This is a genomic window from Clostridioides sp. ES-S-0010-02, from assembly GCA_020641055.1.
Classification (GTDB): domain Bacteria; phylum Bacillota; class Clostridia; order Peptostreptococcales; family Peptostreptococcaceae; genus Clostridioides.
On sequence record CP067345.1, the window covers coordinates 3,450,571 to 3,466,415 of the forward strand.

General features: G+C 27.9%; 13 protein-coding genes and 1 pseudogene. 2 read left to right on the plus strand and 12 right to left on the minus strand.

Annotated features, from left to right (window positions below; translation table 11 throughout):
- Window positions 1–17: 17 nt before the first annotated feature.
- Both JJC01_16060 and JJC01_16065 read right to left on the minus strand, forming a co-directional pair.
- Complete coding sequence (locus tag JJC01_16060) at window positions 18–452, minus strand: hypothetical protein (protein UDN57669.1); 435 nt, start codon at window positions 450–452, stop codon at window positions 18–20.
- 252 nt (window positions 453–704) lie between these two features.
- Window positions 705–1,616 (minus strand): CGNR zinc finger domain-containing protein, encoded by a 912-nt coding sequence (locus JJC01_16065; GenBank protein ID UDN57670.1) that lies wholly within the window; start codon window positions 1,614–1,616, stop codon window positions 705–707.
- A 294-nt stretch (window positions 1,617–1,910) separates the two neighbouring features.
- On the opposite strand from JJC01_16065, the gene JJC01_16070 reads away from it, so the two are divergent.
- A complete protein-coding gene (locus tag JJC01_16070; GenBank protein ID UDN57671.1) occupies window positions 1,911–2,264 on the plus strand; it encodes a GIY-YIG nuclease family protein in 354 nt (117 codons plus the stop codon).
- Window positions 2,265–2,598: 334 nt separating this feature from the next.
- On the opposite strand, the gene JJC01_16075 is transcribed toward JJC01_16070, so the two are convergent.
- The 10 genes from JJC01_16075 to treC form a co-directional block, all read right to left on the minus strand.
- A complete protein-coding gene (locus JJC01_16075) occupies window positions 2,599–3,537 on the minus strand; it encodes a cell wall-binding repeat-containing protein (GenBank protein ID UDN57672.1) in 939 nt (312 codons plus the stop codon).
- Between the two features lie 102 nt (window positions 3,538–3,639).
- Entirely contained in the window at window positions 3,640–4,875 is a 1,236-nt protein-coding gene (locus JJC01_16080; protein ID UDN57673.1) for a glycosyltransferase family 4 protein, read from the minus strand.
- A gap of 44 nt (window positions 4,876–4,919) precedes the next feature.
- A complete protein-coding gene (locus JJC01_16085) occupies window positions 4,920–5,774 on the minus strand; it encodes a hypothetical protein (protein ID UDN57674.1) in 855 nt (284 codons plus the stop codon).
- Between the two features lie 128 nt (window positions 5,775–5,902).
- A complete protein-coding gene (locus tag JJC01_16090; protein UDN57675.1) occupies window positions 5,903–7,078 on the minus strand; it encodes a phosphoribosylaminoimidazolecarboxamide formyltransferase in 1,176 nt (391 codons plus the stop codon).
- A 98-nt stretch (window positions 7,079–7,176) separates the two neighbouring features.
- Window positions 7,177–8,061: a fumarylacetoacetate hydrolase family protein gene (locus tag JJC01_16095; protein UDN57676.1), complete on the minus strand. Its 885-nt coding sequence runs from the start codon at window positions 8,059–8,061 to the stop codon at window positions 7,177–7,179.
- A 355-nt stretch (window positions 8,062–8,416) separates the two neighbouring features.
- A complete protein-coding gene (locus JJC01_16100; protein ID UDN57677.1) occupies window positions 8,417–8,929 on the minus strand; it encodes a PTS glucose transporter subunit IIA in 513 nt (170 codons plus the stop codon).
- 60 nt (window positions 8,930–8,989) lie between these two features.
- A complete protein-coding gene (locus JJC01_16105) occupies window positions 8,990–9,772 on the minus strand; it encodes a sulfite exporter TauE/SafE family protein (GenBank protein UDN57678.1) in 783 nt (260 codons plus the stop codon).
- Between the two features lie 92 nt (window positions 9,773–9,864).
- Complete coding sequence (locus tag JJC01_16110) at window positions 9,865–10,986, minus strand: SPASM domain-containing protein (protein UDN57679.1); 1,122 nt, start codon at window positions 10,984–10,986, stop codon at window positions 9,865–9,867.
- A 47-nt stretch (window positions 10,987–11,033) separates the two neighbouring features.
- A complete protein-coding gene (locus JJC01_16115; protein ID UDN57680.1) occupies window positions 11,034–12,398 on the minus strand; it encodes a sulfatase in 1,365 nt (454 codons plus the stop codon).
- An 18-nt stretch (window positions 12,399–12,416) separates the two neighbouring features.
- Window positions 12,417–14,075 carry an alpha,alpha-phosphotrehalase gene (gene treC / locus JJC01_16120; GenBank protein ID UDN57681.1) on the minus strand — a complete coding sequence of 553 codons (1,659 nt, stop codon included), beginning with the start codon at window positions 14,073–14,075 and terminating at the stop codon, window positions 12,417–12,419.
- A 281-nt stretch (window positions 14,076–14,356) separates the two neighbouring features.
- Here treC and treB point away from each other — a divergent pair.
- A pseudogene (gene treB, locus JJC01_16125) lies at window positions 14,357–15,795 on the plus strand (PTS trehalose transporter subunit IIBC).
- Window positions 15,796–15,845 lie beyond the last annotated feature (50 nt).

A 15,845-nucleotide genomic window follows, 5' to 3' on the forward strand; every position in this document is an offset into this window, starting at 1 on the left:
TTTCCCCTCTCATTAGATTAAACTTCTCCAAATTTAAACTTTTTTGCAAATTCCTCTGCTTCTCCCCTTACATTATCCATATTCCCTGTAAATTTTTCATAAAGTTCATCAAGTATTTCTATAATTTCATCATCACAAATTTTATCATCTGTTTCATTTTTTAAGTAATAAAAGATTTCTTGCATATCATTAATAATTTCTAAATAATCATCCATATTCGTAAACTGTGATGTATATATGTTTTCTATTAATTGTTTTGTAACTTTTATATCTAATTCTATTCTTCCATATCCCTTTAAAGTATCATTTCTTGAAGTTATTATATCTTTTACATCCGCTTCGGAAAGTACTAGACCATAACACTTAGATTCTTTATTAGTTTCAAGCAATTCATTTCTTTCTATTTCCTTTAAATTTTGATGCATAGAACTCAAAATAATAGGTGATATCATTTTAAAATTCTCCTTTTTTATTTTTTCTATTGACTTTTAATTCATTTTATGTTATATTTAAATTAGTATATTTATTAACTTATAGAACTACTTATAATAATATTATTATAAGTAGTTTTTGTCAACTCAAAATTACTATTTTAATTAAATTTTTCAATAAAAAAAATATATCATTACTCAGATATATTTTTTATAACTATTCATCAATTTAATAGTTATTTATAATTAAAATCTAAAGAATGATATATTAATTTACTTATCTTTTTTAGCTCTACTTCTGCTTTTCTTTACATTTGAGCAATTTCTACAGGAAGGTGAACAGTATTGAGATTTAGAATTTGTAGGTATATAAATCTTTCCACAATACTTACATTTATTTAAAGATGCAGGTTCACTTGTAATTGCAAATGCATATATAGTTTCAATAGCTGTTTTTAAAGAATTAAATTCCCATGCAATTGTGGGTTTATCTAATTGACTTATAGAAAATCCAATCTTTTGAGGGTTAAACCCTCCAGACATAATAGTCACACTTTCAGTTAGTAGGTTAGACATGTTTTTATAGACACAAATTTGATTAAAATGTCTACACATATCCTTAGCAAAATTTACAATCCAATCCAATTGTTCTGTATAAAACCTTGAAAATACTAAATCTAAAATCAATGGTCTTTTTCCAAAAAACTTGGGTGATTCCTCTCGTTTTGATACATCTATACCTCGTTTATATTTTTTAAAGTATACATCTTCATCACTTGCAAATGGGATGAACATATTTACATACTCATCAGTATTCAATATATTCTCTTTTGTAATATAATTCTTTTCAATCATCAGTACTCTTTCTTCACCAACAATATCCCTATTATATACACTTGAATAAATTAATCCTAACAACCCATATTTCTTTACAAATTCAAGTACTTCTTTTTTTAATCTCATTTCTTTAGTTTCTTTTGATATCTCTTGTAATGCTTCTTGTCCTATGCGAATTATATCTACTATAATTTCATCTGCAACATCAAATGGATTGTACATAGTAAATACAGCATCTTCTGTTGGTACTATATACAGTTCATCTTCTTCAGTAATTTTATATTCATAATCACTATAGCGAATCCAATCACTTGCAAAGTTTCCAATTAATTCTATATTTTTATTCATAATAACAGCCTCCTTTGAATGTAATATTTAAGATTTATTAACTATTACATTTTTAGTTTATTCTATAATTTTCATCATGTCAACTCTTCTTTTAATTTTATATAATATTAAGTCATATAATAACTCTAATTAGCCTAGATATTGATACTAAGTAATAGTAAACTTATAATTAATTTTATCAAAATCTATTTACATTTGAAATTAATCTCTTTATAATAATATGTAATATATAAATAATTTTACATATTACATATTACATATTACATATTAATTATAAAGAGAGGTACTAAGAAAATGGATAGAAAACGTGAATTAAAACAACTATATAAGGAAATGAAATTTGACATTGGTGTATTTATGATAAAAAGTGATACTACTAAAAAGATTTATCTTGGAAAGAGCAATGACATAAAAAGCAAGTTTAACTCCCTCAAATTTCAACTTGGTGCTGGGTCATGTATGGTAAGAGATTTAAACAATGATTGGAAAAAATATGGAGAAAAAACATTTACATTTGAAATTTTAGAACTTATAAAACATGATGATAACAAAACTAAAAAAGACTACTTAGAAGAATTAGATATTTTAGAAATGGTTTGGTTAGAAAAGCTAAAAGAAGATAACTCTTATGAGATTTATTCTTTATAAAAAATAGGCATCATATCTTCTTTTTTGATGTAAACGTGATAGGATGGAATTGTCATACAGTTTTGTGTATGACTCCATTCACCTTTTCACTTATGAGGATAATTGATTCGTATATATGAATAGCTCACGTACTCTTTTTTAACATATACAATTCAATTTAGTATATAATTTTGATACATAATTTTAATAAAAAAAACCTTCTAATTGATTTTTATCATAAAATCAACTAGAAGATTCATATAGTTTAACATTTATATACTATATATCACTAAAATATAAGCATTATACTGACTTTTACTATATATTATGTATTCATTTTACTAACAACATTTTATTATTTTGTAGCTTCTAAACATTGCTCTATAACCTTATTATCATTTATACCTATTGCAGTAACTTTATTAGCATTATTTAATATACTCTTATCGCTTTTGTCTGAAACTAAAACAACAGGAGCGTTTTTAGCCATTGGTGAAGCAACTAAAGCATAAACTAAATCATCTCCACTTGCCACATAGAACTCTTTTGTTTCATTATAAAACTTCTTAATTACATTCTTATTAGTTTCATATCTATCACTACCATCAATTCTAGTTGCTCTATATCTACTTACTATATAATCACTTAGTGTAGATTTTCCTCCAATAGCATATACTGGAACAGGTGAAACACCAAACCATGGGTCTAAATCTGTATCTTCTTCTGCTGAAGCTATATCCTTTGTCAATAAAATAGGAGCACCATCTCTGTATGCAACAGACGCAACACTCACTGCATCAGCCTCGTCTTTAAATCCATTTACTAAAAACGTCTTATCACTACTCTTTATCTTTTCTATTTCAGCTGCAATTTTATAACTTGTATCTACTCTATCTACTCCATCAATTCTTATAACCTGCATTCTTCTCATAAGTAGCATTTTTTCTACATCTTTACTTATAGTATTTTCGCCACCTATTATATATATCTTAGTAACTCTATTAAGCCTTTGTAAAGTGGCTTCTGGTATATCATTCTTATTAGTTAATAAAATTGCTGCATTATTTACCCCTGCAAGACCACTAGCAGAAATACCATCGACCATCGTAGAATCCGAGTTGATAAGTACAGCTGTTGTATAATCTTGCTTATCAGAAATAATACCAGCTGTTTCATATTTATCCGTTCCCTTGATATTTTCGATTTTATCTAGTGCATTTGCTGATGTTGGAAAACTAACACTTAATAATAATGCTGAAATACCTAATGCTAATATTCTTTTACTAAACTTCATAAATTACCTCCCTCAAAATAAATATATTTAGTATTAGTATAATATAAATTCGCTTAAAAGTAGTGTAGAAATAGTTACACTTTTTTTATAATTTAAATCACTCTAAATTACACACATCTCATCCATTAAAATAACTTCATTCATCCTATAAGCTAAAGCGTCCCATGTTTTTTTTGACATATCTGCAAATGACCTTTTCTCTAAATTGGATAATAGATACTGTATTTTAGAGTCCATTGCATTATATAAATTCTTCTCAAATATAGATAACTCTTCTTCATTTGGAATACCTTCTCCATGCATAGAAGGTAGAGTTACATATTCTATCTTGCCAGAATCATTAATTTGGCTACCAATCCACTCTCTAACACCAGGAATATCAGTGGTAATTACATCTAACCCACATGATAAAGCCTCTAAAACTACAACTGGTAACCCTTCATAAAACGATGGTAATACAAATATATGTGACTTATTAAATAACTCCGCTAAGTCACTTTGGTCTAATTTTCCTAGGAAATTCATTTTAAATGGAGATTGATTTGCAAGCTTAACAATCTCATTATAAGATTCAATATCACTTCCTGTACCTGCAAAATTGACTTCTATTAAATCTTTACGATATATTAGTTCAGATATAGCTTTTATAAATGGAATCAACCCTTTTGACTTACATATCTTCCCTGCAAACACTATCCTTATCTTATCACCTTGCATTTTATAATTTTTATCATAAAATACACTATCATTGTATCCACTGCCAATCACAACTACTTTACTTTCACTTACTCCAAAACTTTTTACAATATCATCTTTTTGCTTTTTATGAAGAGCAAATATTAAATCCAATTTTTTTATATTTGATATTATATATTCTTTTTCTAAATCTATAGTATTTAACTGTCTTAAACAAGTCCCATGACAAACAGACATAACTTTAATATCTTTCACAATCTCTCTGACAAATGCTGTTAAAAGATATAAATGATGACATATTATAATATCTGGCTTAAAATCTTCCATAGCTCTGTCTATATTTATTTTAAATTGATGTTTTAATCTATCTATCATTTCTACATTTAAATCTCTATATCTAGTACTTTCATATGGCATAGAATCACTCATTCCTACAACAGGAAAATTTAGTTCTCCACAATTATACTTTACTGGATAAAAACTTATATCACTTGAAAAACAGTTTACATTGTCATTAACATCTATACCTGCAATTACAGCTTGCTCATGACCTATTTTTTCAAACCCTTTTATCATACCACACATGTATATTCCACTACCCGTACTATTTGGTTTTTGTGTTATTATATGAAGAATTTTCACTTTTTTACTTACCGCCCCTCTAAAATTAAACAATTTCATATAATCTAATCATTATATATATCTAGATACAAACAGGATGAATCATCTTTTACTTTAAATCTTGGAACCTTAATTGCTTTATAGTCGTTATCCTCAAAGTCTCTAACTTTATTATGTATATATCCTATACCAAATTTTTCTGCTATACGTATCAATTCTTCTTCTTTTATGAGGTTATACCTATCACATGCACTTGTAAAGCCATCACTTGTTAACATCAATTGAAAATCTTTTTTTATTTCTAAGTATCCATATATTGAATTTTCCACAGCATCCTCATCAAAATCCAATATCCAGTATCCATCTTTGGTATTCTTTTTCAATCTATTGCTTACTATTGTATCCATGACACTTGACTTTATCTCATCAAAAGTCATTTCTTTTAAATTAGAAAACTTACTCATTTCATCAAACACAGCATTATCAAATTTACAGATAGTTCTATCTTTTATGACTTTAGAATCTCCATTTTTAATAAACAAAGCACAATCTCCTAATAAAAAATACTCTACTTTATTTTCATGAAACTTAACAATGACTATAGAACTTGATGGCAAATCTAATTTTTCGACCTTTATTCCATTTAATTTCATCTCATACTCTTTTTTAACTTCTTTTATCCCACTACTGATAATACTCTTTAATGATTCTTCTCTATTCATATTTTTATATAAATACTTATTCCACCACTGAACATACCATCTTGCATCGCTTTCATTTGATACTAAGTTTTTTCCATTGAGCCCTGTCGCACCATCCAAAATCCACGCACCAAATGGGCTTATACCAACTACATCTTCATTAAATTTAGCTGTACCCTGACTACACAATAGGCTATAGTCTCTTATATTTAAAGCCATATCATCCTCCAAATTGAATATCTAAAAATAAAGTTCTATTTAAAATTATACAGCAAATAAAAAAATCTACAACAAAACTTGTTGTAGATTTTTAATTTAATCAGTATTTAATTTATATTCTTTACACTTTAATGATGGAACAATCTATTTTTAGTAAATGCCATAACTATATTGTACTTATTGCAAGTTAATATAACATTATCATCACGAATAGAGCCACCTGGTTGTGCTATAAAACTTACTCCACTTCTTTTAGCACGTTCTATATTATCTCCAAATGGGAAAAATGCATCAGAACCAAGAGCTACTCCTGTTAGAGTTTTAAGCCATGCTCTTTTACCTTCTCCAGTAAGAGGTTCTGGTTTTTCTTCAAAGAAATTTTGCCATATACCATCAGCAAGTACATCCATATAATCATCAGAAAGATATACATCAATAGTATTATCTCTATCTGGACGACCTATATCTTTTTTAAATTTTAAATTTAATACTTTAGGATGTTGGCGAAGATACCAAATATCAGCTTTATTACCTGCAAGTCTAGTACAGTGAATACGTGATTGTTGTCCTGCACCTACTCCTATTACTTGTCCATCTTTAACATAACAAACTGAGTTTGATTGTGTATATTTTAATGTGATAAGAGCTATAATTAAATCACGCTTTGCGTTATCTGTAAAGATTTTATTATCAGTTGGGATATCTTTTAACAGGTCTTCATTTATTAATATTTCATTTCTGCCTTGTTCAAAAGTAATTCCATAAACATCCTTTGTTTCAATAGGTTCAGGAGTATAATTTTCATCAATTTTTACAATATTGTAATTACCTTTACGCTTTCCTTTTAATATTTCAAGAGCCTCATCTGTATATCCTGGGGCTATTACACCATCAGAAACCTCTCTCGCTATAATAGTTGCAGTTTCTTTATCACACACATCTGAAAGTGCTATAAAATCTCCATAAGAAGACATTCTATCTGCCCCTCTTGCCATTGCATAAGCACAAGCTAATGGAGAAAGCTCTAAATCATCAACAAAGTATATTTGCTTTAAAGTATCTGATAAAGGTATACCTACTGCTGCACCTGCTGGACTTACATGTTTAAATGAAGTTGCTGCTGGAAGACCAGTAGCCTCTTTTAATTCTTTTACAAGTTGCCAACTATTAAATGCATCCAAAAAATTTATGTATCCAGGCTTTCCATTTAATACTTCTATAGGAAGTTCTCCATTTTTCATATAAATCTTTGATGGTTTTTGGTTTGGATTACAGCCATACTTTAGTTCTAGTTCTTTTGCCATATACTCATCCCTCTCTATAGTAAATTAATCTTAAATTTGACCAATCCCATATTAATTAAATTATTCGTACTAATAAAATTATATGGCATATTTATCCATTAATCAACTATATTTTTTAAAACTCCTATTCCTTCGACTTTACATTCAACCACATCACCATGTTTTAAATATACTTGAGGATTCATTCCCATAGCAACACCTGCTGGAGTTCCAGTTGAAATTATATCTCCTGGTTTTAGAGTCATTCCTCTTGATAAATCACTTATTACAGTAGGTATATCAAATATAAAATATTTTGTATTAGAATCTTGTCTTACTTCTCCATTTACCACACTACTTATATCCAGTTTTAAAGGATGCTCAAATTCTTCTTTATGTACTATGCAAGGCCCCATAGAGGTATGTGTATCTAAACTTTTTCCTCTATACCACTGCACATGTTTGTCTTGAAGTGCTCTTTCACTTATATCATTCATTATTGTATATCCAAATATATATTCATAGGCATCTTCTTTTGATATATTTATACCTTCTTTTCCTATAATTACTGCCAGCTCTGATTCATAATCCAGCTTTTCTACTAAATCTCCATGCAGACTTATCTTATCATCTACTCCAATTGCCTTATCTGCTCTTTTAGAGAAATAAATAGGATAGTCTGGCATAACTACATTTTTTATAACACCATCTGGAATTTCATTGACATGGTCTTTATAGTTTAGACCTAAACATATAATATCTTTTTTAGGTCTTACAATTGGGGAACATAATTTCACTTCTTCTAACTTATAACACTTTGCATTTTCAAATGAATTGTTTTTTATTTTTTCTAAATCACCTGTAGATACATTTTCAATAAAATCATTCATATCTGTATATAATTTACTTAATCCCAAACTATTAATTTCATATATACTATTTGCTTCTGAGTTAAATACACCTATATTTTCTTCATTGCCAGTACAGAAAGTTACAAATTTCATTTCTATTCCTCCATTCAATAATTTGATTAATAATATTTTATTTTTATTAGTTTATATCAATTGTAATAGATAATATATATATGTCAATATATATTTAAAAATAGAGTTCTAAAAAGTATAACAATTCATAAATATCAGAAATTATTATAAGTAATATAATTAGTAAAAGTAAAATAATTATAAGAATGGAGTTTTAAAAACTTTATTTATGCAGATAAATTTTCTATAAAACACAATAAAAAAAAAGGTATCCTTAATAAAATAAGCATACCTACACTCTTTCAATATTATTATATACAGCCATTTTATAGTTATAATATTTTTTATTTAGACAAAACCTCTTGGTAAAACCTATTTACTTATAAACTTTCATTAAATCTTCTCCAATACATATATCTCCAGTTCTTAAAATTTCAACTCTATCTATGTCATAAGAATTGGTTATAACTATAGGAGTTATAACAGATTTAACGCTTTTTTTAATTTTTTCTAAATTAAATCTTATAAGTTTTTGCCCACAGTAAACTTTATCTCCTGCATTTACTAATACTTCAAATCCATCTCCATTCATCTTTACAGTATCTAATCCGATATGTATTAGTATCTCCAAACCATCTTCACTCTTTATGCATATAGCATGTTTAGATGGCAAAAACACTTGAATCACCTCACCATCAACAGGAGAAGATACGACTCCTTCTTGTGGCTCTATAGCAATCCCATCACCTAGCATTTTACTAGAAAAAGCATCATCAGGAACATCAGTTATACTTAATACTTTCCCTGTAAGTGGCGATTGTAATATTCCTTTTATATAATTACTTTTTACTTCTTCATTTTTATTTTTTGAGAATAACTTTTTGAACATATTAAATCTCCTCATTCCAATAATTTAAATTAACTTCTCGTATTATCTACATTATACACTTTAATTCATAAAATATATTACCTGAAATATACTATATATATTTATTCCAGTAATAATTATAGTCATATACGATAACATATATTTAACTCTTTTGTCATCCATATTTTTACTAATAGAGGAACCTATAATTCCTCCCAACACTGCTCCTATTATCATAAAAGGTAATCCAGATAAATCATATATACCAAACCCTGTATTTATGAAAACTGTAACTAACTTTGAAATATTAGAAAATAAAATAGTTATAATGGAATTAAACGCAGCTTCTTTAGCTGATAATCCAAATAATATTGTAAACACGGCCACATTTATAGGACCTCCACCTATTCCTAAAAATGAAGATGTAACCCCTAAAAAAATGCCAACAATAAAATATGTAATGTTAGTATTAAACTTAACATTTAAACTTTTATCTCTATATAAATAAACCATTACTAACAAAATAATCATCATAATATTTTGAGTTATTTTTATTATAGAAGGATTATTTACATATGAAATAGATAAATCTAATAACCTTTGACCTATAGTACCTCCTAATACTGATGCTACACCAATTAAAATAAGTCTAAAGTTTATTTTAAAAAGTTTTGATTTAATTTGTTTATATACAGAAACAATTGCCATCGATAACACAGTAAAAGATGATAACACACTTATAGTTGAAACATCAAATATTCCAATCAAATCTAGTACTGGCTTTATTATTACACCTCCACCAATGCCTGTTATAGCTCCTATAGTTGTTGAAAGTACAGCTATTGCAAATAAAATTACATTCATTTAAAACCATCCTAACTAAATTTACTCTGCTCAAAACCCTTTAATTATACATAATTTTTAATCACTTTAACTTAGAATGCTAAATACTAAAATTATTTTGGTATTTGATTTTTATATACTAATACTGATATTTTTTCTAAATCACCAAAAGTAGACATTAAAAATTCTTTATATCCACAGTAATTATTACTAGAATCAATATACATAGAATTTTTCATTCTTTTGCATCCACCACCACATATTTTGTGAAAATTACACTTTAAACAAATACTTTCTTTGTTTATATCTTTATGCAAAAATTCTTGCATTTTAGATTTTCTTAAAATATCCAATAAAGTGTTATCTTTTATATTACCTAAATTAAAGTTATCTAGTACATAAAAATCACATGGATATACACTTCCATCAGCCTCTATTACAAATTGCGGTTGGCATTTCCCAATTATCCCACAGGTACTAGGAATTCCTGTAATTAAAACGGATATAAGATTATCGAACAAATTAATACTTATATAATTTCCTTTATCAAACTCATTTTTCCAAAGCTTAAATATTATTTTATAAAAGTATGCAAAATATTTAGGTTCTAAAGAGTACTCTGACTTAGTTTTACAGTCTAAATCATCTAAACAAGGTATAAATTGTATATACTTCACATTGTTTAATTTTATAAAATTAAAAACCTCTTTTGGATTAAGTGCAATCTGTTTTGTCAAAACACACAGTATGTTAAAGTTTATCTTGTGTGTTTCCAGTAGTTTTTTTGTATTTATTACATCTATATAACTTCCCTTATTATCTGAATATACACGATTTTTATCATGCAAGTCTTCTAGTAAATCTAATGATAATCCTACTAAAAAATTATTTTTCTTTAAGAACTCACACCATTGATTATCAATAAGAGTTCCATTCGTTTGAATAGAGTAGTTTACTGTTATATTTTTTTTTATTTTACTAACATACTCAATAAAATATTGGAAAAATCTTAATCCAGCTAAAGTAGGCTCTCCACCTTGAAAAGCAAATGTAACTATATCTCCATTATCCAAAATTTCAAATGTATTATTTACTATGTTTTTTATAGTGTCTTCCTGCATAATACCATAGGATTTTACTTCTCTTAAATCACTCACATTTCCATAAAAACAATATCTACATCTCAAATTACATAACGATGAAACAGGTTTAATTAAAACTGATATACTTTTCATTATAAAAGACCTTCTTTATTAAATATTTTTTACTTGTTTAATATTTTCTACTTATCAGATAATAGTCTATAATATTCGTTTCTTCCTGGATAAGCTCTACCCTCTTCTATTTCTGTTTTCCATCTACTTGAGCCTGTTCCTTTTACAGGTCCTTTTAAAAGTGGGTCATTCGTTTCTAACATCCAATTATCAACTTTCTTTCTCAATTCCTCTGCTATGTCTTGATAATCTGAATCATTTATCAGATTATTTTCTTCTAGTGGGTCTTTTCTTAAATCATAAAGTTCTTCTTTATCATTAGGAACATAAAATTTATCTCTAACAGCTTTACCTGATAAACTCAAATGTGAATCAACTGTAATATATATTTTAGGCCCATCTTCAAAATTTTTAACATAGCTATATTCATTAGTCCTTATGCCTCTCATTGGTCTATATTGGTCATGCCATGTCATTTCTGTAAAGAATGAGTCTCTACCTATATCTTCATTAGTTTTTAATAAATTGGCAAAACTTTCTCCATCTATATTTTTAGGAATTTCAGCTTCAATTAAATCTAGTATCGTTGGCAATAAATCAACATTACATAATAATGCTTCTTTTTTTACATTTTTTTGAGAGGAATTAGGTAATAAAATTATAAGTGCTGTCTCTAATCCTGCTTCTTTTAACATTCCTTTAGCTCCTGGAAAAGCAACTCCATGGTCTGTTGTCAGTATAACAATTGTATTTTTATCTAATCCTGTTTCTTGTAATTTATTATATATTTTGCCTATTGCCTTATCCAATACTTTTGCTGAACCATTATATAAAGCTATATCTTTTCTTACATCTTCTGTATCGGGTAAAAACTTAAATACCTCTACTTCATCCAATTTATCTGCATAAGGTTTATATTCATCAAAATCTCTATGTGTTTCAAAAAATCCTATATTTAAATAAAATGGCTTTTCCTGATTTTCTTTATATTCCTCTAAAAATTTAACTGCCTCTTTAGCAACCTTAGGAGCTCTATCCCCTGGAACCGCTATAAAATTATCATATCCTAAGTCATAGGTTGAAGAAAATACTCTATCTTTTATTGGTGGTGCTTCATTTATTGTTTCATGGCTTAGTCCTATTAATGTTGTTTCATATCCGTTTTTTTGTAACTCCATAGGAAGTGTTGTATGTTTAGAATCTATACAAAATCCTAGATGTGCAAGTCCCATTAACCCATTATTGTGAGGGTATAATCCAGTTAGTATACTTCCTCTACTTGGACTGCATTGAGGTGCTGCACAAAAATAATTATCAAATTGAATTCCTTCTTGAGCTAATTTATTTATACATGGAGTTTCCACATTATATCCATAGTTACTGAATTTTCTACCACTGTCATGAGAAATCATAAGTAAAATATTTGGTTTCATTAATACTACCTCTTTCCATTATTTTTTTATATCCTTACTATAAAATGCTACTGTTTCATAAGGTCTTAACTCTAACTTAGGTTCTAAATCTCGCTTTTCATAGTTCCCTATCAAATATGTAAATGATTTTCCTAAAAATTCCTCACTAATCTCAACTTCAACTTCACAATCATAGAAGTTGTTAAATACTATTAATCTTTCATCTTCTAAGCCTCTAACATAAGCATAAACCTTATCATTATCTAGTAAAATTCCCTTATAGGAACCTTCAGATATAATATTTAATTGCTTTCTTAAAGATATTAACTTTTGATAGAAGTTAAAAATTGACCCTTCTTTAAGTTCCTTTTCAACATTTATCTCTTTATAATTTTCAGCTATTTTAATCCATGGCTTCCCATTTGTAAAACCTGCATTTAATTTATCTGACCACTGCATAGGTGTACGACTATTATCTCTGGATTTGGACTTTATAATATTCATTATTGTTTCTTTTTCAATTTTATTTTTTAAAAATTCACTATACGCATTATGAGTTTCAACATCTAAATAATCATCTATTCTTTCAAAATTTGGATTTGTCATACCTATTTCTTCACCTTGATATATATATGGTGTTCCTCTTAATAGATGTATTGTAGCAGCTAACATTTTTGATGCTTCAACTCTGTATTCTTCATTACAAAATCTACTAATAGCTCTTGGTTGGTCATGATTATTCCAAAATAGTGCATTCCAGCCACCGCCACTTTCAATCTTTTCTTGCCATTCATTTAAGAGTTTTTTCAACATCATAAAGTCAAAAGGCATATCACTCCACTTTTCTCCATTTTCATAATCTACTTTTAGATGATGAAAATTAAATGTCATTGAAAGCTCTTTTTCTTTTGGAGAAGAATATAAGATACAATTTTCAATAGTTGTTGAAGACATTTCTCCAACAGTTGTTATGCCCTCAACTCTTCCAAAAGTTTCTTTATTCATTTCTTTAATAAATTCATGGACAATAGGTTTATCTGTATACATTTCTTTTCCTATATTATTTGTAGAGTCTTTCAATTCTTCATCTTTGCCAATTACATTTATTACATCAAACCTAAACCCCTTAACTCCTCTATCTATCCAAAAATTTACAACTTTATATAATTCTTCCCTAACCTCAGGATTACGCCAGTTGAGGTCGGCTTGTGTAACATCATATAAGTGTAAGTAGTACTTATCTGTATCCCCAAATTTTCCCCAAGCATCTCCACCAAATTTAGATTTCCAATTTGTTGGTAGTTGATTATTTTCTTTGCCATCTCTAATGAAGTAGAAATCTTGATACTTTTTATCTCCTGCCAAAGCTTTTTTAAACCATTTATGTTCTGTTGATGTGTGATTTAACACCATATCCAGCATCAACTCTATATTATATTTTTTACTTTCATCCACTAACTTTTCAAAATCCTCCATAGTTCCAAACATAGAATCTATTGATGTATAGTCAGCAATATCATATCCATTATCCCTTTGTGGAGAAACAAAAAATGGGTTAATCCAAATTATATCTACACCTAATTTATATAAATAAGGTAATTTCTCTATAATTCCTTTTAAATCTCCTATCCCATCATTATTAGAATCATTAAATGATTTTGGATATATTTGATAAATAACTTTCTTCTTGAAATCCATACGCAAATTTTTCCTTTCATTTTTGTCTAGACAATTTTTATATTTTTATAATAAACCTTTTTTTTGTTAAAATCAATATTTACTCTAAATAAAAAAATATATTCCCTATACTCCTTCCAAATTTTCTCTTACTTTTCTGATTTTCCAATAATATACAATTTATATTTTAGTAATTAAATTTCAGAAAAATTTAGGATAACGTTGACATAAAAATTTCTCTATGGTATATTATTTTCAAGATTTGTCTATACAACATCACATTCTAAGGGGGAGGTAATTTTATGAGTACATTAAAAGAAAATACATATCATAAAGAGCAGGTTGAACAAATCCTTGAAGCAATTGGGGGAGTAGAGAATATAATATCTGCAACACACTGTATTACTAGATTAAGATTTGCTCTAAATTCAGAAAGTAAAGTTAATGTAAAGCAATTAGAACAAATAGATATAGTGAAAGGAAGCTTTACCTCAAATGGTCAATTTCAAGTTATTATAGGTCCAGGTCTTGTGAATAAAGTTTATGCTACATTAATAGAAATTACGGGGCTTAAGGAAGCAACAAAATCTGAGGTTAAAGAGATTTCTAATAAAAAATTAAATCCACTTCAAAAGCTATAAAGGTGTTGGCAGATATATTCATTCCTATATTACCTGCTATAGTTGCCTCTGGTTTATTGATGGGTATAAATAATCTACTTGCTAACCCAGGAATTTTCTATGAACAACCCTTTTTAGAAGTTCATAGCAATTGGGCTGGTATATCTAATATGATTAATCTTATAGCAAATACTTCTTTTTCATTTTTACCTGCACTAATAGGTTGGTCAGCTGTTAAAAAGTTTGGAGGAAATCCTGTACTTGGTATTGTATTAGGTCTTATTTTAATTAATCCAGATTTAATGCCTGGTGCACAATACTCTAAAACACCTGAAGCTGTTACTTACTGGAATATATTAGGTTTTAATATTGCTAAAATAGGCTATCAAGGACAAGTAATCCCTGTTTTATGTTCTTCTTATCTTCTAGCAACAATTGAAAAGTTCTTAACTAAAAAAATTCCTGAGATGGTTCAACTTATTTTTGTTGCTCCTCTTACATTATTAATAACTGGTTTCTTAACATTCTCTATCATAGGTCCTATAACAATGTCATTTGCAAACTTAATTACAAGTGGAATTCTTGGATTATTTGAAATTAATGCAGTCCTTGCAGGAGCACTTTTTGGATTCATATTATCTCCATTGGTTATAACAGGAATGCATCACTTATTCTTAGGTATAAATTTACAAATGATAGGTACTTTAGGATTTGCTACATTATGGCCAATACAAGTTATGGCTAGCCTTGGTCAAGGTGCAGCAGCTTTGACAATGTTCTTTATATTAAAAAATAAAAAAATCAAGGGTGTTGCATTAACAGCTTCAATTTCAGCTTGGTTAGGTATTACTGAACCTGCAATATTTGGTATAAACTTACGTTATCGTTTCCCATTCATAGCATCTATGATAGGTGCAGGTATAGCTGGAGGGGTTGTATCTTACTTTAATGTTAAAGCAAGTTCTATAGGTATATCAGGGTTACCAGCGTTTTTATCTATATTTACAGACCAATGGGGTGTTTACTTCTTGGCAATGGGACTTTCTATAGCCATTACTTGTATCCTTACATACATATTCTCAAAGAGCAAATACTTTAATAAAGAATTTATAGAAAATTAAATAATATATGGTCTAATAAAAAAAGAGTGTCTAAATATACTGAAACCCAA